Origin of the sequence: Variovorax paradoxus, from assembly GCF_024734665.1 — a bacterium.
In the GTDB taxonomy this organism is placed as follows: Bacteria; Pseudomonadota; Gammaproteobacteria; order Burkholderiales; family Burkholderiaceae_C; genus Variovorax.
The window spans coordinates 3,034,599-3,054,559 of record NZ_CP102931.1; the positions used below are offsets into that span (position 1 = coordinate 3,034,599).

Here is a 19,961-nt window from a genome sequence, read left to right on the forward strand (position 1 = left end):
TATCTAAGTAAAATAGCATCATGGGTTCTGCTACCTCCACGTCCGCCGCCTTCGCCTGGACCGACGACCTCCGATTGGGCTGGGCCCCCATGGACGCGATCCACGAAGAGTTCGTGGAGCTGGTCCGCAGCCTCCTCTCAGCCCTGCCCGAAGAAATTTCAGAGAAGCTGCAAGCCATCAGGACGCACACGGAGCAACACTTCGCCGAGGAAGAGCGCTGGATGGACGAAAGCGGTTTCCCCGCGCGCAGCTGCCATGCCGAGGAGCATGCGGCCGTGCTGGCGAGCATGGCGGGCGTTACGCGCAAGGTGGCCGCTGGTCATGTCGAAGCTGCACGTGACCTCGCGCGCGCGCTCATCGATTGGTTTCCCAGCCATGCCGGCTACCTGGATTCGGCACTCGCGCAATGGTTGTGCAAGCAGCATCTTGGCGGCCAACCTGTGGTGCTTCGACGCTCCATCGCCGCGCCTTCTCAACTCACCCCTGAAACTCTGGGAATTCAAGCATGCTGACCAAGGACGAAAACGAACTGCTTTGCCACGTAGAAGGCGACGCTCCAATGGGACGTTTGATGCGCCAGCACTGGACGCCAGTCTGTTTGGAGGAGGAAGTGAGCGACCCGGATGGAGACCCAGTCAAGGCTCGCGTATTTGGCGAAAAGGTCGTCGTGTTTCGCGACACTGATGGCCGCGTCGGCGTACTCGACGAGGCCTGCCCGCACCGTCGCGCCTCGCTCGCTCTTGGTCGCAATGAGGAAGGGGGTCTACGATGCCTCTATCACGGTTGGAAAATGGATGCGGACGGCAATGTCCTGGAGATGGCCTCCGAACCGGGTGCCAGCGGCATGGTCGACAAGGTGAAGCACAAGGCTTATCCCGCAAAAGTGTGGGGCGGCATGGTCTGGGCATGGTTTGGGAACGGCGGACAGGAGCCCGAGTTCACGCCGCCGCCCTGGGCGCCCACGGCTGACGTAAGGGTCAGCATCGCCAAGGTGCTCATCCCCTGCAACTGGGCACAGATCCTGGAGGGCGCAATCGATTCCGCGCACAGTTCCAGTCTCCACTCGTCGGACATGGTGCCTGCTCGCGTGACTGGTGCAGAGGCGACGAACAAGACATGGCTGCGTCCATCGACCGACAAGGCTCCCCGCATGCAGGTGCAGCGCACGGCGTATGGCTTTCGCTATGCGGCGCTGCGCCGGCCGATCCACAACGCAGCGACTCACGAGTACGTGCGGTCGACCGTCTTCGTCGCACCCGCGACTGCGCTGATCCCGCCCAACAACATGTACAACGTTGCGAACGTGAATGTGCCGATGGACAACACGAGCACGGCCTTCTATTTCATTGCGTGGGGTAATCCTGCCAGCACACCGGAAACGGATACTTGGCGCAAATTCCTGCGACAGACCGTGGGGATTGACCTGGACGCCGAATACCGCCCTCTGCGCACCGTGGAGAACAGGTTCTGGCAAGACAGGCAAGCCATGAAGGCTGGCAATTTCACCGGCATCTCCGGGTTCCCCAACCAGGACGTCGCGATGTGGGTCACCATGGGCCCGATCGCCGATCGCAGCAACGATCGGCTCGGGGCCAGTGACCTCGCGATCGTCGAGTTCCGCCGCGTCATGCTGGATGCCATTGAAGCGGTGCAAAGGGGGGAGCCAGCCATCGGCAGCCAGGCCCAGATGGTTCCGCGCAAGGTTTGCTCATTTCAGGCGGTGTTGCCCAAGACCGTCGACTGGCGGGATTTTGACGCGAACCCCGTGGGGCGCAGCGATCAGGAAGACCAGCCGGATTTCGAACCCTCCTACTCGACCTGAGCCGCAACATGTCCAAGCTCCAGCTTTCCATCGCCATGGGCGACTACGACCGAACACGCGCACTTTTTGATGGTCGCGTGCAGATCGATGGCGTGGATCCCGTGTTCATGCTCCTCAGCCCGGAAGAGATGTTCTTTCGCGCCATGCGCAGCCGCGATTTCGATATCACCGAGATGTCCTTCTCCAGCTACCTGGTCAAGCACTCGCGCGGCGAGTGCCCATACGTCGCGATTCCCGTGTTCCTGTCGCGTGCGTTCCGGCATACGTCCCTCTACGCGCGCAAGGACCGCATCCGGCGGCCCGAAGACCTCAAAGGTAAGCGTATCGGTCTGCCCGAATACCAGCTCACCGCAAATGTCTGGGCACGGGCCATCTTGCAGGACGACCACGGGGTGCGGCCAGAAGACGTTACTTGGGTCCGTGGCGGCATTGATCAGCCGGGACGCCCGGAGAAGATCAAGCTGGAGCTACCACCGGCGGTCAGGGTCGAAGCGGCACCGGCCGGACTGACCATCTCCGAGCTTCTGGACCGTGGCGAGATTGATGCCTTCATGGCGCCGCGCCCACCGAGCCGGCACATTCTGCAGAAGAACCCCGACATTGCCTGGCTGTTTGATGACCCCACGGCGGCCGCTAAAGACTACTACCGCCGGACCGGCGTGTTCCCCATCATGCACGTCGTCGGCATCCGCCAGGAGCTCGCGACTCGTCATCCGTGGCTGCCAGCCGCGGTGCAGAAGGCGTTCACTCAATCCAAGGAAGCAGCGTTGGATCTGCTCTCGGACACCTCGGCAACCAAGGTAACGCTGCCATTCGTTGAGGAGCAATTGAAGGCAGCTCGCGAAACACTGGGAGATGACTTCTGGTCATACGGGGTCGCCCCCGCCCGCCAGACGCTGGAAACGTTCGTCCGTCACCATCATTCGCAGGGTCTCTCTCCACGGCAGGTGGCGGTGGAAGAACTGTTCCATCCCTCCACATACGAGAGCTACAGCATCTGACATGCGCAACGGCTTGGACTCCGACACACCGATGACGCTTCGCGTCGCTTCGGCCCTCGACCTGGCCAAGGGCGTCCGCAGCTTCGAGCTGGTGCGGCCGGATGGAGCGGCATTGCCTGCGTTCACGCCCGGCTCCCACGTCAGCGTGCAAACGCCTTCTGGCGCATGGCGCAAGTATTCCTTGTGCAACGACCCGGCCGAAAGGCACCACTACGTTATCGCCGTCAAGAACGAAATCGGAAGCCAGGGAGGCTCGCGCAGCATGCATGAGAAGCTACGCGTAGGCGACACGCTATCGGTCTCGGAGCCGGCTAATGCATTCGCGCTGGTCGCCAAGGCTCGCGCCTACATCTTCATCGCCGGCGGCATCGGCATCACGCCGATCCTTTCGATGATCCGCTCGTTCGGCGAATTGCCGCCCGCGCCCTGGAAGCTCCACTACCTTTCGCGCGATCCCGAAAGCACCGCTTTCCTGGACGTCCTGAGCCATCCTGCGTTGCGGCCCTACGTCGTCGTCCACCACAGTTCGGGTGACCCTGCAAAGTCCTACGATCTCTGGCCGGCTCTGGAGAAACCAAACGGCGCGCATGTTTACTGCTGCGGGCCAAGGCGACTGATGGAGGCGGTGCGCGATATGACGGGACATTGGTCACCCGCCAACGTGCATTTCGAGAGTTTCACTGAAGGCGGTGGAACCAAACCGGACGATAGGCCCTTCACCGTAAAGCTTGCGCGATCCGCCAAGGAGTTCGAGATCCCAGTTGGGAAATCCATCCTCTCCGTCGTGCGCGAGCATGGCTGCCATGCCAACTGGTCTTGCGAAAGCGGGACCTGCGGAACCTGCCGAACAGGTCTGCTCGAGGGCCAGGCCGATCATCGGGACATGGTGCTGCTTCCGGAAGAGATGGAAAGTCAGATCATGATCTGTGTTTCGCGCGCCAAGAGCGAACGCTTGGTGATCGACCTGTGAGCCGCGCGCGTTCGATACGGCTGGGTGTGGTGGGCCTCGGTCGCGCGTTCACTCTCATGCTGCCAACGTTCCAGGGCGACGACCGTGTCGAATTGGTTGCCGCCTGCGATCCTCGGCCAAGCGCGCGCGAGCAGTTCGCTCGGGATTTCTCCGCTGCTGTTTACGACAGTGTCGAGGCGCTGGCCGCCGATCCCAACGTAGAGGCGATCTACATCGCGAGTCCTCATCAGTTCCACTCGGAGCACACGCGCGTTGCTGCGCGCCATGGCAAGCATGTGTTGCTGGAGAAGCCAATGGCACTGTCGCTGAAAGAATGTGACGCAATGATCCAGGACTGCAAGGATGCGGGCGTCTTCCTGATCGTTGGACATTGCCACAGCTTCGATGCGCCATACCTGCGCGCCAGAGCAATCATCCGAAGTGGCGCGGTCGGGACGGTCCGCATGATTCAAGCACTCAACTACACGGATTTCCTGTATCGCCCGCGACGCCCGGAGGAACTGGACACGTCTGCCGGCGGAGGGGTGGTGTACAGCCAGGCGGCGCATCAGGTGGACGTGGTTCGACTGCTCGCGGGTGCGGCGGTGACCCGCGTGCGAGCTGTTGCCGGCGCGTGGGATCCGGAACGCCGGACGGAGGGGGCCTACTCCGCGCTCCTGTGGTTCGGCAACGGCGCCTTCGCCTCACTCAATTACAGCGGCTACGGCCATTTCGACTCCGACGAATGGAATGGCTGGGTCGGTGAGATGGGAGAGGCCAAGGACCCGGCGGCCTACGGTGCTGCGCGCCGTCGGCTCAAGCAGGTGAGGAGTGCAGAAGAAGAGTCGAGCTTGAAGAAGGACTCTACCTATGGTGGGCCGTCCTACAGGCCACCGGCTGTTGCGAGTAGCGCGCGCTATCAGCACTTCGGGCCGGTGGTGGTCTCCTGCGACGCGGCGGACCTGCGGCCCGTTCCCGATGGTGTTTGGGTGTATGGCAATGAGGAAAAGACGCATCTCGGACTGCCGGAGCCCGCGGTGCCGCGCTCCGAAGTGATTGACGAACTGCATGCGGCGCTGCGCCAGGGCGAGGCACCGCTGCACGACGGCTCTTGGGCGCGCGAGACTTTGATGGTATGCCTGGCAATACTGCAATCCGCGAGTGAGAACCGCGATGTCAAAGTAAGTACCGAATGAGATTCAACGAGAACGAGTCCCTTGAGGCCGCGCGTTCGCGGAACATCCGAGACGCCTTGATGGAGGACATCGGGCTAGGCGACTGGAGCGCACAGTTGGTTTCCTCCGAACGCAAGGCTCGGGCGCGCGTCGTGGCCAAGGAGGAGGCAGTGCTGTGTGGCCAGGCCTGGTTCGAGGGCTGCATCCGGTTCCTCGACACGGTCGCTTCGATCAAATGGGAAGCACACGATGGCGACAACGTAGCTGCTGGCACCTTGCTCTGCACCATCGATGCAAACGCGCGAGCACTATTGAGCGCGGAACGGTCCGCGCTCAATTTCCTGCAGATGCTCTCCGGCGTTGCGACGCAGACACGCCGGTTCGTGGATGCAGTGGCAACAGCATCGCCCAATCCGCGCGGTTGCCTGGTGCTGGATACCCGCAAGACACTACCCGGCCTTCGCCAGGCGCAGAAATACGCCGTCCGTGCGGGTGGAGGCTCCAATCACCGCATGGCATTGTGGGGCGGCATCCTGATCAAGGAGAACCATATCGAGACTGCGGGCAGCATCTCGGCTGCGCTGGATCTTGCCCGTGGCTTGAACGCGAGCGTGGACATTCAGATCGAAGTCGAAAGTCTCGACGAACTGTGCGCGGCTTTGCGTCACGGTGCCACGAATGTGCTTTTGGACGACTTCACTCTGGACGACGTTCGCGAAGCCGTCTCCATCACCGCAGGCCGTGCCGTACTTGAGGTATCCGGGGGTGTTGACCTTCAGCGCATACGGGATATCGCGGCAACCGGTGTCGACCGTATTTCCGTCGGCAAACTCACCAAGGATGTGCGCGCGATCGATCTGTCGATGCGAGTGATTTCCTGATCGGACTCACTCATCCGATTGGTCGAGTGCTTCGTCGCGCGCGAGGTTGTCTAGCATCACAAGCAAACATCGGCGCGTGGTTTCGACATCGCTCGCCTTCAGTCCGCGCACCGCGAGCGCATTGACCTCTTCGGCCAGGGGCACGAGCTTCTTCTTGAGCGCTTTGCCCTTGGTGGTGAGATGCACGTAGATGTTCTTGCGATTCTCCGGCAGGCGCTCACGAGTGATGTATCCCAACTCTTCCATGGCACGCAATGCCACAACGGTAGTCGGTTCCATCAGTCCAGCTTCCTTGCTTAGTTCGCGCTGGGTGATCCCATCGCGTTCCCACAAGATCCGCAAGAAGGTCCATTGACCCAGGGGAACACCGTGCTCACGGAGCCTGACCTGCAGCGATCGCAGGAAACTCCGGGTCGCATCCTTGACCAGGTGCGCCATCCGGTCGTTTGGCACTGCCTCATGCCAGTGCTTGAGAATACTGTTCGATATCTCGGTTTCGCGCGCGGCTCTCGTCGTTGGCATCGGCATATTGTGCCCTAGCGTCGAGGCCATCGCCCCAAGTCAAACTGGCTACGGTTGTTCCATTGCCCAGTTCATTGACACGAAATCGGCCGCGAAGCGGCCCAGTCTTCCACGCGCATGGATGGATTGCGCTCAAGCGATTCTGGTGCGAGGGCGACGCCCAACGTCGCGCGCAGGATGCCTCCGTCCAAGCTGCTGGCCCGCTGCCGTTCAGCTGACACTGCCCTCCTCTCTTGTATCGCGTCCTTGGGCCAATTCCTTCAACGCCACTCCGACGTCAGCCAAATGGTCGAGGGAAGGCGTGGCGCGTCCCGTCACCAAGGCGCGCCCCTGAACAAAGTCCTTGGTCGAATTGACGCAATCGATCGCGATCACACGACCCGCTTTCAGATAAGCAACCGAAAAACTGCGGGTCGCGGGATCGCCGCGAACGACAGCATGATCATGCCCGGTCGAAATCCCCACCGTCTGCAGTCTCAGGTCGTATTGGTTCGACCAGAACCACGGGGCAGCGCGATAGGGCTGCGCGTCGCCGCTGATCGCCTTTGCAACCGTGGTTGCCATGTCGTTCGCGTTCTGGACGGACTCGAGACGGACCGGTGACCCGTCGGCGAACTCATTCGCGTGGAGCGCGCAGTCGCCGATCGCGTAGACATTCGGCAAGGTCGTCTCGCAGAAGTTATTGACAGCCACTCCATTGGAACCACTCGCCCCAGCCGCGAGAAGGGGGGCGACTGCTGGGACGATGCCGATGCCGATGATCACCATGTCAGCCGGCACTACAGGGCCCTCCGCAAGGCGCACACCCGTTGCCTTTCCAGCGATTCCCTCGATGCACTCCACTCTCGCACCGAGCCGCACGTCGACACCGTGGGAGCGATGCTCGGCCTCGTAGAAGCGGGACAGTTGCTCGCCGGCAACGCGGGCCAGCACCCTGTCCACGGCCTCGAGCACAGTCACTGATTTGCCGAGCTTGGTCAGCACTGCCGCCATCTCGAGCCCGACGTAACCCCCTCCGATCACTGCGACGTGCCGGGTCGAAGGCAATTGTTCCAGGATCCTGTCGATGTCGGCGCGCGTGCGCACGTACAGGACGCCCCCCAGCCGACTTCCCTCGCAGTTGATGCGACGTGGCTCGCCGCCCGTGGCCCATACCAGTTTGCGATATCCGATCAGGCAGCCGTCCGAGAGCGCTATGTGCTTCGCGTCCGCATCGACGGATACCGCACGACGTCCGAGCAGCAAATCGATGTTTCGCTCATTCCAGAATTTCTCGGGCCTGATCAGAATGCGTTCGAAGTTCTTGTCGCCCGACAGATAGTCCTTGGAGAGCGGCGGTCGTTCATATGGCGGGTCCATTTCATCACCCACCATTCCGATCGACCCCTGATACTTGAACTGACGCAGTGCAGAGGCAACTTGTGCTCCCGCTTGTCCAGCGCCTACGACCAATACGTCATACTCATTTTTCATGGAAGGTCCGATCAATCCTCGGGCGCAATCGTTACCCGCAGGCCGCTCATCGCGTCGTTCAGGACGAGCTGGCACGATAGCCGCGACGTAGCAATCCGGTGTCCGGATCCATTGAGCAACTCGCTCTCGTCCTCCGACATGCTCGGAAGCCGGCTTTCGAACTCCTCGTCCACTCGAACATGACAGGTTGCACAGGAACAGCAGCCACCGCATAGCGCAAGCATTTCATCGATGCCCGCATTGCGGATGATCTCCATGACGCTGAGACCGCTCTCTGCCTCTAGGTGCATCACCTGTCCGTTTCGGGTTCTTACCACTAGCTCCAGCATAAATTTCTCTTTCAATAGGCATCTTCTAGCCAGGAGGCGCGCAGTACGCCAAGGCCATATCCATGAATCCGTTGCCCGCCGGCGGATCGCTGTGGAACGACACACCGAACGCAGCTTGGTTCGCTCTGCATCGCGCATTCGCACCCGCCCCGTGCAAACTCGCGAAACGACACCGATAAGACGTTGCCGAGAGGCTCTCGAAGTCAGGAGCGAGTCACCTCAAATCGCTTCACGTCTCCCCTGCTCATTGAGGGACGATGTTGGCGGCTCTGATGACCTTTTCCCAAAGATCCGCCTCGTTCAACAGCGTCGCGCGATACGCATCGGGTCCAGCTGGGTGCACGAAAATTGCCATGTCCCGGAGTTGTCTTACCAACCCCGGATTTTTCAGTACATTCGAAGTCGCCAGGAACATCGCATTCAGAATGCTTCGATCCACTCCCTTTGGCGCCACGAGGCCAAAGCCTGCAGAGATCTCGAATCCCGGAACGGTCTCGTTTGCCAGAGAAAATTCTTCGAGGCCCGGCAATTTGGTGGCGGCGAGGACCGCAATGGGTCTGACTCTCTGACCACGCACGAACGGCAGCACCGCCGATACGGCATCGACGAGAAACGCAGCGTCTCCGGAAGACACTGCAGTAAGGCTGTCACTGGAGCGGGAGAACGGAATGACGTTGAACTTCGCGCCAGACATTTGGCTGAGCACTGTGATCGAGAGCTGTGCGATGCTGCTCAGAGGCGGGGTGGCCACCGGAATCGCTCCGGGCTGCGTCCGAGCCATCTGAAGCAAATCCCCGAGAGACTTCGTACCATTGCCCGGATACGCAACGATCATGAACGGGCTTTGCCCGATGGTCATGACAGGCTGCATGTCCCGCAAATAGTTGAAATCTGCAGCGGCCTTGAAAACCAAGGGAGCGACCGTTGTCGTAGAAGTGAGGGTGAGCAGAAAGGTGTGATCGTCCTTTGCCAGCTCGGCCGCATGCTTGGCAACGATACCGCCCGCACCTACCTTGTTCTCCACGATCACCGGTTGCCCGAGCTCCGTTGCGAGACGAGTAGCGATCAGGCGAATCATGTTGTCTGGTGCAGCCCCTGCAGCCGACGGAACAATGATGCGCACCGGCCTTTCAGGCCACGCGTGCGCAGAGGCGGCACATGCAACAGACAGTGCTATGACAAAGAATTTAAGAAGCTTCATGCCATTGTCTCTTGTGTTCCAGATCGAAAGCTCGCTGGCGCGGAAGCAGTCATCAATCAACATCCGTGGCAGAAGCCATTTTTATTAGATGACTAAGTATATGGCGCGGCGCGCCGATGATCAAGCAGCTCGATGACTATGAGAAACCCGGGGGTGAATCGTGGACGATTCGACCTCTGGCAGGAAGGATGCGAGATCGTGTTCCCCCGCCGTTGCTCACCGATGGTCTTCCGTGTTCAATTCGGGGTCACCATTGACGGCGCAGATATGGCGACCTCAATCCTCGGCGTCCGAGACGGAACAACCATCAGCGTGAAGACTTCTCCGGTTGATTCCATCCCTGCGATATTCAACGTTGGAACGATCCGCCTCTTCCTTAGGTTCGGTCTGGGCAGGAAGGCTTCGCGCGCGACAGAGGTTCCATGTCGCGCTGCGATGGGCGAAAGCTTCTTGACCATGGATGCGCATCAGAACCTGAGTTCGAACATCGGAGTGTCCACTTCAGACATAGGGAGTGCGATCGGCTTGACGTCAGGTTCGCCGACATTGACGTACTAGTTGAAACGCCGGTGAATTGCAAAGTGTCTTGTAGACGCTGTGGACGCTGTGGACCGCTATCGCCGCTGCTGGTTTGTGGCGCCCTGGAAAGGCCTCCAACGCAGCTACCCACGGTAATCTTGTTCGGGTTTACCTTAGCTTACTAAGTATTGATGATGCGACCACGCTCAATATACTTCGTGGACTAACTAAATTTGAATGCCTGAAGGATGCCGGAGCCGATCGCCGGATTCAGATTGCCTACCAAAACACCCCGGGGACATGCCAAGACACGGGGAATCTTGATGACTGGAAAACACATGTCCATGACACCGCCGCTGGTGATTCCGCCAACCTCAACTGTCGCTGCCTCCAATCTGACGCATCCCAAAGATTCCTGGAGAGGATGGTCGGTTGTCGGTGCAACGTTCGTTAGCCTGCTGTTCAGCGTCGGCGTGCTTGTCGTCTACTCGTTCGGCGTGCTCACATCCTCGATGGCGGCTGAGTTCGGATGGAGCCAGCTACAGCGCTCCATGCTCTTCGTTTCATTCGCACTCAGCTCGACTGTGGCAGGTCCCATCTGGGGAGCGATTGCAGACCGCGTCGGCGCTCGAAGAGCGGCACTCGCATCCGCAGCCCTTCTCGCGGCTTCGTTCTTCGGCTTGGCAGCAATTCCGAACGATCTGCTCGTTGCGCACGCGGCATTCGCCGCGATCGGCCTTCTGGGAAGCGGGACGCTGCCGCCGACGTATGCGAGCGTCGTCGTTGGCTGGTTCGACCGCCGACGTGGATTGGCGCTCGGCATCGCGATGATCGGTGTGGGTGTCGGCGCGGCCGCTCTTCCGGCCATTGCCGCGAAGATCGTCACGGACTACAGCTGGCGCCATATGTGCCTTGCCTACGGCTTGATGGTCTTGCTGCTTTCCGTGCCTATCGCGGTGATATTCCTGCGGGCCTATCCCGAGAAGCGAGGCCCGCGAGATACAACCACTTCGGCGATTCGTTCCACGGTCACTGCGGCACTTCGCCAGCCCCGGACATGGGTCCTTGCCGTATTTGCATTCGCGACGGGCGGCCTCCTGGTTGCGGGCGTGACCAACTTTGTTCCCTTGCTGCAATCTCGAGGCGAGACTTTGGTGCAGGCAGCGCGCTACCAGGCCGTCCTGGGCATTGCGCTGATCGCCGGACGCTTGATCGGCGGCGGACTGCTCGACCGCGTATTCGCGCCGCGCGTAATCACCGCAGTGCTGCTCTTCACTGCGGCGGGCTTCTTCATTCTGCGCGACGCCAATACACCGATTGCCTACCTCATAGCAGCGATCGGAATCGGCTTGGCCATTGGCTCGGAGATCGATTTTCTTGCGTTCATCGTGAGCCGGTACTATGACCGGGCCGCGTTCACGACGATCTTTGCGCTGCTCTTTGCGATCTACTCGCTCGGAGCCACGGCCGGGCCGCCCGCCTTCAATTGGTTGGTGCAGATCTCGGGCGGCTATCAAACGGGACTGCTGGTCTGCGCGGCTCTCACCTTTTTGCTCAGCTTGGTCATGTTCATGCTTCCTCGGTATGAGGCAGCAACCTGACGGCGCAGTTCGAGGCGGTACGTTCTTTCACGCGTAATACGGGATGACGAGGAAGTGCGTGGATCCAGCTCGTCGGCCTTGAAGCCGGCGCCGCGTCTGCCCATGCCATCTCCAGCGATCATCGTCATATGACCACCCGTCACCTGCGGGATCGTTACGGCACCGTTCTGTAGGCAACACAAATCACAAATCAGACCGCGCGGTACTCGATGCCGGCCATCGATTCGTACAAGCTTGCCATCATCTCGATGTTCGCGGTTCGACCATACCGATTCACCGCAACCTCGAACAGATTGCGCACCACATTCGAGATCGTCATGGGAACGCCGAAGGTCATGCCGAGGCCTGCGGCCAACCGCAAGTCCTTGACCATGAGTTGAAGCTGGAAATTGGCAGCCGACTTGCCCGCCACGAGCGCTGGCAACAGCTTCTGCGAGGGCACACTCCAACCTGAGCTTTTATTCAAAACCTCCGCCATGTCCTGCAGCCGCAGACCGTACTTCATTCCGGCGGCCACGCACTCGTAGGTCACCAAACGACACAGCGACGAGACGCCGTTGTTGACCAACTTGACCGTGTGCCCGTTGCCGATGTCGCCGCAGTGCACGATGTTGGAACTGATCGCCGCCAGGACAGGCCTTACCCGCGCGACGGCAGCCGGCGCGCCACCGGTCATGATGGCGATCGTGCCTGCAGCTGCACCGCTCGGTCCCCCCGACACCGGCGCATCCACCATGCTGACACCGAGTGCTCGCAGTTCGGCGGCAAGTCGCCGCGTCTCCGCCGGATCGCCGCTGGTCTGGTCGACGATGATCTTGCCGGCTGATAGCCCGGCGACAAGGCCGCTCGGGCCGAACAACGCCTGGCGCGCGATGGCGGACGTCGGTAGGCACAAGAGAATCACGTCGCAACTGCGTGCGAGCGCCGGCAGATCGGCGGCAGCTGTCATCTCTTCCCGGGCGTGGCGTTGCATGGCTTGCGCATCGGCATCAAAGACCTGCAGCGGCATCGATAGCGACAAGCGTCGCGCGAGCGCTCCGCCCATCGCGCCCAGTCCAACGTACCCCACCGTCAAAGGGCGAAATTCCGATCGTGTCGCAACTGGTTCATTCGACCGTGCGATTTCCACAGGCTGGGTCAGTCGCGTGCCGGCCATCAACTCGATCAGGCCGATCACGTCTTCGATTGAAGCCGACGCCCCGAGCATGTTCGCGCCCGCCTGCAACAGCCCGCGCACGACGCTCGTCACCGGCATCGGTGTGCCCATCTCCATGGCGAGTGAAACCGCTTGGTTGATGGATTGGAGAGTCGTCGACAACGGGAAGCTGGTGGACGATCTGCCCTGGGCGATGGCAGGCAGCACCTGTTCCGTTGTCCGATTGCGTCCCCCGCCCTTGTTGAGCACTTCAGTCATGCACTCGAGCGCCAGCCCGGCCTTCGTGCCCATGGCAACCAGTTCCAGTGTGCCGAGTCGGCATCCCGCCTCCATTGCGTCGTTGATGAGCTTCATGGCTTGGCCGTCGCCCACGTGGCGCCCGCAGTGGTTGATCGCAGGGCTGATCTCGCGCAAGACAGGAAGCGCCCTTTCATAAACTTCCGTAGCCCCTCCGACCATCAAGATCGCGCTGCCTTGCGAAACAGTCTGTGGGCTTGCGGATACCACTGCATCCAACACGGCGATGCCGCGCTGCATGAGTTGTTGCGCGATCTCTCGCATTTCACTCGGGCTTCCGCTGGTCTGGTCGATGACCAATTGGCCGACCGACAAGCCTTCTGCGAGCCCGTCGGAGCCCAGAATCGCCTGTCGTACATCCGAGCTGCGCGGCAGGCATAACAGCACCACGTCGCACCGGCGTGCAACTTCCGCAGCGGATGTGGCACCCGTCGCGCCCTGCTTTTCCAGTTCCGCCACCGCGGCGGCATCGATGTCCCAAACGCACAATTCGTGCGCTTGCAAGAAGCGGCGCGCGAGCTCTTTGCCCAGAGCGCCCAGTCCGACATAACCGATCTTCATATTTTCCATCCTGCGCATTTCTGTCTGCCAGAGAAAACGAGCCTCCACTGGATTTGCCCTGCATGGGGTGAAAACAAGGGGCAGTCAGTGCAGAGAACGAATCTCCACATGCGGGCCACCTTCTCTTGTCGGTACCTAGTCCTTTGGCAAGTTGAGGTCACCGGCCACCTTCGCCATCTGGTTCATTTCGTTCTTGAGGTAGCGGCCGAATTCTTCCGGCGTGACAAAGCTCGGGTCGGAACCCTCTGCCTGGAATCGTGCATTCAGATTCTTGTTGTTCAGTGCATATCCCAAGGCATCGGAGAGGCGCTGGATGACCTCTTTTGGCGTGCCGGACTTCGCAACGAGACCAAGCCATAGCGAATAGTTGAAATCCATTCCTTGCTCCTGAAAGGTCGGAACGCCCGGCAGAGGTCCAACTCGCGTGGCGGATGTCACCGCCAGCGGCCGAAGCCTTCCAGACTTCAGCTGACCTGAACTGCTCATGTATCCGTCGAAGATCATGTCAACCCGGCCGCTGATCACATCGGTCATGGCGGGCCCCGCGCCCTTGTAAGGGATCAGGGTCACGTTCAGTCCGGCTGCCTGGAGAAACATGGCCGCTGCAACGTGTGTCGGCCCTCCCACGCTTCCCGTTGCATAGGTAAGCTTGTGAGACTTTGCCCGCGCCACGAAATCTGAAAGTGTCCGATCAGGTTGATCCGCCCCAACGTACATCACCATCGGGGCGCGCAGCATCAGGCCAATGGGTGTGAAATCCTTCAATGGGTCGTATCCGGGATCACGCTTGACCGCGGGCAAGGTTACGAAGCCATTGGCCTGCGCCAGAATTGTGTAGCCGTCCGCCGCAGCGTCCTTCGCCTGGCGAGTACCGATCAACGTGTCACCGCCAGCACGGTTGTCCACGATGACGGACTGCCCCAGCGTCTCGCTCATCTTTTGTGCGACAAGCCTCGTTGTCACGTCGAGCGCGCCGCCAGGCGCCGAAGGCACGATGATTCGTAACGGTTTGCTTGGAAACGCATCTGCCGCCGCTGAGGTGCCGCCCAGCACCAGTGCTGCCGCAACAAGAAAACGATCCAATTTGAATCCGAGCGATAAGTGGGCCATTGCTGCTTGTCTCCTGTATTTTTTTGAGCAGTTCGATTTCTCGTTCGTGCTACCGGAAATCACATCTACCAACACGCGGTGTGATCTCTCCGTCCCGCGCCTGAGCCGCTGGTCACGACTGCAACCATCGTCCAGACCATCCATCGGTTGTCCGAGGGACAACGGAAACTTTGCCTGCCGGTACGATCGGCGTCCAATCGTTTCGACAGCTTGAACAAGCTGTTTTTCAGCTCGTTGAATTCCAACTGGAGGGGGCCATGCAACTTCGATTCTTGAAGTACTTCAGCGTGCTATGCGAAGAGCTGCACTACGGGCGGGCAGCCAGCCGGCTCGCGATCACGCAGTCCCCGCTCAGTGCGGCCATCAAATCGCTGGAGGACGATCTCGGTGCACAGTTGCTGATCCGGAACAGCAAGCTGGTTCAGCTCACCCCGGCGGGTTCGGCATTCTTGGCTGAGGCCAATCACATTCTTGACCGCTTTGCCGACGCGAGGAGTTTGGTGGCCGCCGTCGACCACGGCATGCACGGGCGCCTGGATGTCGGTACGGCTGCTTCGCTGCTCTATCGCGAGGTACCAACCATCCTCTCCCGATTCAGGCGTGAAATGCCCGGGGTCGAAGTGGTCCTGCACGAGATGCCCGCGGCGCGATATCTTCAGGCGCTGTTGCGCGGGCAAATCCATGCTGCGTTCATCTCCGGCTCCCGCACCGTGCCGGCACTCGAGGCCATTGCTCTCAAACAGGACGCCTTCTCGCTATGCGTACCCGAGCGTCATCCGTTGGCTGGGCGACGCAGCGTGAACCTGCGCGAAATGGCCGATGAACGCTTCGTGATGTTCTCGCGATCGGTTGCACCCGCAAGCCACGACAACGTCATCGCTGCTTTCAATCAGGCCGGCATCTATCCGCAAATCTCGCATCGCGCCCACTCCTGGCTCACCATTGTTGCGATGGTGGCTGAAGACGGCGCAGTGGCCTTGGTCCCGAAGTCCTTGGCTCGTTCAAGGCTGGCCGGTGTGCGGTTCATATCCCTGGCGGGCCAAGATGCGCCCGCACCTGCCATGCTGGTATGGAACCCGGTGCAGGTCGCGCCCACGCTCGCCAAGTTCATCGAGATCGCGACAACCACAATCAATGCCGAGACGCCTGGCCGGCGACGCCTGAAATCACCCCGCAAATAAGGCGGTCTCACGCTTTCCGGCGAGCAGCTAGCGGCGAGCCTTGCTCGACGGGGATTTCGCCAACTGCCGGACCGTCGCCGTCGCGCTGGCGAGGAATTTCTCCAGAGCGATCGGCATCATGCTTGGGTTCCACGCCAGAAGCGCCGGCGCCACTGCGGAGGTACCGGCCAGAGGAATGAAGCGGACACCCCCGATGTTCGTGCGGGACAGCGACTGCGGCACCAGCGCGACGCCGCAACCGTTGGCCACCATGGCCACGACGGTCATCCAGATGCGTGCCTGGTGCACGGTGCGCGGATGGATGCCAGCTTGGCTGAAGATGCCGATCACATGGTCATGGCTGGCCGGCGCACTTTCACGCGAGAACATCACGAACGCCTCGTCCGCCATCTCGCGCAGGTCGACGCTGGCCTTGTCCGCCAGCCGATGGTGCTCCGGCAGGCAGGCCACGAAAACATCGTTGCGCAGTGGGATCGATGCCAGCGGCGCCGGCAGCACCGATGCCTGGATGAACGCCGCGTGGAGCTGGCGGCGCAGCAGCTTCTCGATCTGCTCGGTGGTGTAGAGCTCGTACAGCACCACGTCGACAGCCGGCACGTCGCGCTTGAAGCGCTCCAGGATGGCCGGGGTCTCGCGATAGAGCATGGATCCGGCGATGCCGATGTCCAGCCGCCCATGCACACCGCCGTCGATGGCCCGCACCACGCTGCCGACACGCGCGACGCGTTCGAGGATTTCCTTGGCTTCAACTAGGAAGGCCGCCCCCGCGGGCGTGAGCTGGACCATCTTGCTGTTGCGGATCAGCAACTGTGCGCCGAGCTCTTCTTCCAGCAAGCGGATGGCCGTGCTGAGCGGCGGCTGCGAAATTGCCAGGCGATCTGCAGCACGTCGAAAGTGCAGCTCTTCGGCAAGGACGCAAAAGTAATTGAGGAATTGGAGTTTCATCGCTCTCCGGGAGGTTGAATGGCCTTGGTGCAGTGAAGTCGACGATTCTAAAAAAGCTATCAATGATTCTTCAATAAGAATTGGACGGCTATACATGATTTTCTAAAAATACCTGCATCGCAACCGCCAGACGCAAAGAGCTTCCTCAAGGATCCGTTCGCTGTTTGGCAACGCACCGCCTGTTTCAAAGAGGAGCCCCATGCCCTTTCTCGCCTCGCTGCCCGCCGACGCCGGACCTCCAAGCATCTACACCAGCTACCCCGAGATCTACGGCCCCTGGTCCACCATGAGCGAAGCCTTGATGAACGGCCCCTCGCCGCTGAGCCAGGGCGAACGGGAATTGATCCTGGCTTACGCCTGCGCCGTCGCCGGATGCGAACTGGTGCACGTGGCCCACTCCGAGGTGGCGTATGCCTGGGGCGTTCCGCCGGGCCTGGTCGAACAGCTGCTGGAGGATCCAGAAAAAGCACCGGCGGACGCGGAGCTCAAGGTGCTGCTCGGATTCGTACGCAAGCTCATGACCGCGCCCAACGCCATGAACCAAGCCGACACGGATGCCGTGCTCGAGGCCGGATGGAGCGAACACGCGCTGCACGACGCTGTTGCGGTGACGGCCCGCGGCGCGTTCATGCACCGCTTGATCGCGGCCCACGGCTTCAAGCCGCTGTCACGCGAAGCGGCCGCGAGGAAGGCCCAGAAGCGCAAGGCGCTCGGCTACGTCAATCTCTATCCCGGTTTCGCCTCCGGCTCGGCCGGTACGCCGGCGGACCCAACCTCCTCCAAGCAATCTTCATGATCGACAAGATCGCTGCCTCGCCGGCGGAGGCACTCGCCGGGGTGAAGGACGGCTCGACCGTACTGATCAGCGGCTTCGGCACCGCAGGCATCCCGCATGAACTGATCCTCGGCCTCCTCGAACAGGGCGCCAAAGACCTGACGATCGTCTGCAACAACGCCGGGAACGGCGAATACGGCGTCGCCGCGCTGCTCGGGGCGGGCCGCGTGCGCAAGATCGTCTGCAGCTTCCCGCGCCAGGTCGACAGCCATGTTTTCGACGGCATGTACCGCAGCGGAAAAATCGAACTCGAACTGGTGCCGCAAGGCAATCTCGCAGAACGTATCCGTGCAGCGGGTGCCGGTCTCGGGGGCGTCTTCTGCCCGACAGGCTACGGAACCGAGCTGGCCAAAGGCAAGGAGACACGTGAAATCCATGGTCGGCACTACGTCCTCGAATACCCCATCGTTGCAGACGTGGCGCTCGTCAAGGCCGAAGCCGGCGACCGCTGGGGAAACCTGGTGTACCGCAAGGCCGCGCGAAATTTCGGCCCCGTGATGGCTGCCGCTGCGAAGTTCACGGTCGCGAGCGTCTACGAGGTCCGGGAACTCGGCGAGCTCGACCCCGAGGCCATCGTCACGCCGGGCATTCATGTAAAGCGGCTGGTTCAACTGCCGCGCGCAGCCACGCCGTCGGTCGGTCTCAGAAAGGTTGCGTGAAGATGACCTACCGAGCACGCAGCAGAACGCAGTTGGCGGCACGCCTGGCGCAGGACATTCCCGAAGGTGCCTATGTCAACTTGGGCATCGGCATGCCGACGCTGGTGGCAAACCACATTCCCGCAGGACGCGAGGTCATCCTGCAGAGCGAGAACGGAATTCTGGGCATGGGTCCCGCGCCCGCCGAAGGCCTGGAAGACTACGACCTCGTCAATGCCGGAAAGCAGCCCATCACGCTGTTGCCCGGTGGCGCGTTCTTTCATCAGGCGGACTCGTTCGCCATGATGCGTGGCGGCCACCTGGACATCGCGGTACTTGGCGCCTTCCAGGTCTCGGCCACGGGCGACCTGGCCAACTGGAGCACCGGTGATCCCCACGCCATTCCGTCCGTCGGCGGCGCCATGGATCTGGCCGTCGGCGCCAAGGCGGCCTGGGTGATGATGGATCTGCTGAACAAGAACGGTGCCAGCAAGATCGTCGAGCGATGCACGTATCCGTTGACCGGCGTGGCCTGCATCAAGCGCATCTACACCGACCTCGCCACCCTGGCGTGTTCGCCGCAAGGCCTGCGTCTGATCGACGTCGTCGAAGGCCTCTCGCACAAGGAACTGGAACGTCTGGTCGGCCTGCCCATCGCACAGGCACAGGCACAGGCCACCGCTGCGCTGGGCTGACCTGTTTTTCTGTTGCCAAGAACGATCGCAAGACAAGTGGCCACATGGAGATCGAGATGAAAATTGGAAGAGCCTCCATCCGAGCGGCCCTGGCGCTGGTGGCTGGCGCCTTCATCGGCGCGTCGGCGATGGCACAGGCTTATCCCAGCAAGCCGGTCCGGATCATTGCGTCGACCCCACCAGGGGGCACCATCGACCTCGTCGCCCGGCTGCTCGCGCAACATTTGCCCGCTGCATTGGGGCAGGCGGTGGTGGTCGAGAACAAGCCCGGCGCCGCCGGGAACATCGCTGCAGAGTTCGTCGCCAAGGCACCGGCGGATGGTCATACGCTGCTGGTGACCGCATCGAGCCACGCCACCAACATCAGCTTGTATCCCAGGCTTGCCTACCATCCCGTCAAGGACTTCGCGCCGGTCTCCCAATTGACGAGCAACCCGTTCGTGATCGCGGTGCCCGCTTCGTCTCCGGCCCACACGCTGGGCGAATTCCTGGCGTTGGCACGGGCCAGGAAGTCGGACCTGAGCTATGGCTCCGCGGGGTCGGGCCAAGGCAACCATCTCGGAATGGAACTGCTCAAGACGATGGCGGGATTCGACGCGGTCCATGTGCCCTACAACGGCACCGGCCCGGTGACATTGGCGTTGATGGCGGGACAGATCGATGTAGCGATCCAGTCGCCACCCGGCGTGCTTCCACAGATGAAGACAGGTCGACTCAGGATCCTGGCGACCACTGGCAGGAAGAGATCCCCGCTGATTCCCGAAATACCGACCGTGGCCGAGGCCGGCGTTCCAGGCTACGAGCTTCTCGGCTGGATCGCCCTGCTGGCCCCAGCCGGCACGCCCAAGGATGTTGTCGACCAACTGCAGCGCGAGGCCAGGAAGATTCTCGGCCGCGCCGAGGTCGCGAGCCAGTTGCATGCGGTCTCTTCGGATGTCGTCGCCTCGACGCCGCAGGAGTTTTCGGCCTTCCTCGACGCCGAGATCGCGACCTGGGCGCAGGTCGTCAAGAAGTCCGGTGCGCGCGCCGAATAGCGAGTCGCCCTCTCCCATTCACCAAGGAATCCACAG

General features: G+C 61.3%; 19 protein-coding genes. 12 read left to right on the forward strand and 7 right to left on the reverse strand.

All coding sequences use genetic code 11. The features are described 5' to 3' along the window. Positions 1 to 20: 20 nt before the first annotated feature. The 6 genes from NWF24_RS14265 to nadC are packed head-to-tail and all read left to right on the forward strand — an operon-like array spanning position 21 to position 5,828. Positions 21 to 512, forward strand: a complete 492-nt coding sequence (locus NWF24_RS14265; protein WP_258354717.1) for a bacteriohemerythrin — start codon at positions 21 to 23, stop codon at positions 510 to 512. After that, the gene (locus NWF24_RS14270) at positions 506 to 1,822 is read left to right on the forward strand and encodes a Rieske 2Fe-2S domain-containing protein (protein ID WP_258354718.1); all 1,317 of its coding nucleotides are present in this window, start codon (positions 506 to 508) and stop codon (positions 1,820 to 1,822) included. Before NWF24_RS14265 ends, NWF24_RS14270 begins: the two co-directional genes overlap by 7 nt. An 8-nt stretch (positions 1,823 to 1,830) precedes the next feature. Then, a complete protein-coding gene (locus NWF24_RS14275; protein ID WP_258354719.1) occupies positions 1,831 to 2,823 on the forward strand; it encodes an ABC transporter substrate-binding protein in 993 nt (330 codons plus the stop codon). 31 nt (positions 2,824 to 2,854) lie between these two features. Further along, complete coding sequence (locus NWF24_RS14280; protein WP_258354720.1) at positions 2,855 to 3,793, forward strand: PDR/VanB family oxidoreductase; 939 nt, start codon at positions 2,855 to 2,857, stop codon at positions 3,791 to 3,793. Continuing rightward, positions 3,790 to 4,968 (forward strand): Gfo/Idh/MocA family protein, encoded by a 1,179-nt coding sequence (locus NWF24_RS14285; RefSeq protein WP_258354721.1) that lies wholly within the window; start codon positions 3,790 to 3,792, stop codon positions 4,966 to 4,968. The genes NWF24_RS14280 and NWF24_RS14285 overlap by 4 nt, the downstream gene beginning before the upstream one ends. Further along, positions 4,965 to 5,828: a carboxylating nicotinate-nucleotide diphosphorylase gene (gene nadC, locus NWF24_RS14290; protein ID WP_258354722.1), complete on the forward strand. Its 864-nt coding sequence runs from the start codon at positions 4,965 to 4,967 to the stop codon at positions 5,826 to 5,828. The genes NWF24_RS14285 and nadC overlap by 4 nt, the downstream gene beginning before the upstream one ends. A gap of 6 nt (positions 5,829 to 5,834) precedes the next feature. Here the strand turns inward: nadC and NWF24_RS14295 are convergent, their stop codons facing one another. From NWF24_RS14295 to NWF24_RS14310, 4 genes are all read right to left on the reverse strand, one after another. Next, positions 5,835 to 6,350, reverse strand: coding sequence for a MarR family winged helix-turn-helix transcriptional regulator (locus tag NWF24_RS14295; RefSeq protein ID WP_258354723.1), 516 nt, complete (start codon positions 6,348 to 6,350; stop codon positions 5,835 to 5,837). A gap of 210 nt (positions 6,351 to 6,560) precedes the next feature. Further along, positions 6,561 to 7,823 carry an NAD(P)/FAD-dependent oxidoreductase gene (locus NWF24_RS14300; RefSeq protein ID WP_258354724.1) on the reverse strand — a complete coding sequence of 421 codons (1,263 nt, stop codon included), beginning with the start codon at positions 7,821 to 7,823 and terminating at the stop codon, positions 6,561 to 6,563. An 11-nt stretch (positions 7,824 to 7,834) separates the two neighbouring features. Further along, positions 7,835 to 8,290, reverse strand: coding sequence for a 2Fe-2S iron-sulfur cluster-binding protein (locus tag NWF24_RS14305; RefSeq protein WP_309148870.1), 456 nt, complete (start codon positions 8,288 to 8,290; stop codon positions 7,835 to 7,837). 106 nt (positions 8,291 to 8,396) lie between these two features. Next, complete coding sequence (locus NWF24_RS14310; RefSeq protein WP_258354726.1) at positions 8,397 to 9,353, reverse strand: Bug family tripartite tricarboxylate transporter substrate binding protein; 957 nt, start codon at positions 9,351 to 9,353, stop codon at positions 8,397 to 8,399. Between the two features lie 863 nt (positions 9,354 to 10,216). Here NWF24_RS14310 and NWF24_RS14315 point away from each other — a divergent pair. Next, positions 10,217 to 11,473 (forward strand): MFS transporter, encoded by a 1,257-nt coding sequence (locus NWF24_RS14315; protein WP_258354727.1) that lies wholly within the window; start codon positions 10,217 to 10,219, stop codon positions 11,471 to 11,473. A 190-nt stretch (positions 11,474 to 11,663) separates the two neighbouring features. On the opposite strand, the gene NWF24_RS14320 is transcribed toward NWF24_RS14315, so the two are convergent. Further along, on the reverse strand, positions 11,664 to 13,505 hold the full coding sequence (locus NWF24_RS14320; protein WP_309148871.1) for an NAD(P)-dependent oxidoreductase: 1,842 nt from the start codon (positions 13,503 to 13,505) through the stop codon (positions 11,664 to 11,666). Between the two features lie 117 nt (positions 13,506 to 13,622). Then, on the reverse strand, positions 13,623 to 14,741 hold the full coding sequence (locus NWF24_RS14325; RefSeq protein WP_258354729.1) for a Bug family tripartite tricarboxylate transporter substrate binding protein: 1,119 nt from the start codon (positions 14,739 to 14,741) through the stop codon (positions 13,623 to 13,625). A gap of 113 nt (positions 14,742 to 14,854) precedes the next feature. On the opposite strand from NWF24_RS14325, the gene NWF24_RS14330 reads away from it, so the two are divergent. Beyond that, positions 14,855 to 15,778, forward strand: a complete 924-nt coding sequence (locus NWF24_RS14330) for a LysR family transcriptional regulator (protein ID WP_258354730.1) — start codon at positions 14,855 to 14,857, stop codon at positions 15,776 to 15,778. A 27-nt stretch (positions 15,779 to 15,805) separates the two neighbouring features. Here NWF24_RS14330 and NWF24_RS14335 read toward each other — a convergent pair whose 3' ends face one another. Further along, positions 15,806 to 16,723, reverse strand: coding sequence for a LysR family transcriptional regulator (locus NWF24_RS14335; protein WP_258354731.1), 918 nt, complete (start codon positions 16,721 to 16,723; stop codon positions 15,806 to 15,808). A gap of 199 nt (positions 16,724 to 16,922) precedes the next feature. Between NWF24_RS14335 and NWF24_RS14340 the strand changes: the two genes are divergently transcribed. The 4 genes from NWF24_RS14340 to NWF24_RS14355 are packed head-to-tail and all read left to right on the forward strand — an operon-like array spanning position 16,923 to position 19,925. Next, positions 16,923 to 17,519, forward strand: a complete 597-nt coding sequence (locus NWF24_RS14340) for a carboxymuconolactone decarboxylase family protein (protein ID WP_258354732.1) — start codon at positions 16,923 to 16,925, stop codon at positions 17,517 to 17,519. Beyond that, a complete protein-coding gene (locus tag NWF24_RS14345; protein WP_258354733.1) occupies positions 17,516 to 18,217 on the forward strand; it encodes a 3-oxoacid CoA-transferase subunit A in 702 nt (233 codons plus the stop codon). The genes NWF24_RS14340 and NWF24_RS14345 overlap by 4 nt, the downstream gene beginning before the upstream one ends. A 2-nt stretch (positions 18,218 to 18,219) precedes the next feature. Beyond that, complete coding sequence (locus tag NWF24_RS14350; RefSeq protein ID WP_258354734.1) at positions 18,220 to 18,891, forward strand: 3-oxoacid CoA-transferase subunit B; 672 nt, start codon at positions 18,220 to 18,222, stop codon at positions 18,889 to 18,891. 44 nt (positions 18,892 to 18,935) lie between these two features. Continuing rightward, positions 18,936 to 19,925, forward strand: a complete 990-nt coding sequence (locus NWF24_RS14355; RefSeq protein ID WP_258354735.1) for a Bug family tripartite tricarboxylate transporter substrate binding protein — start codon at positions 18,936 to 18,938, stop codon at positions 19,923 to 19,925. Positions 19,926 to 19,961 lie beyond the last annotated feature (36 nt).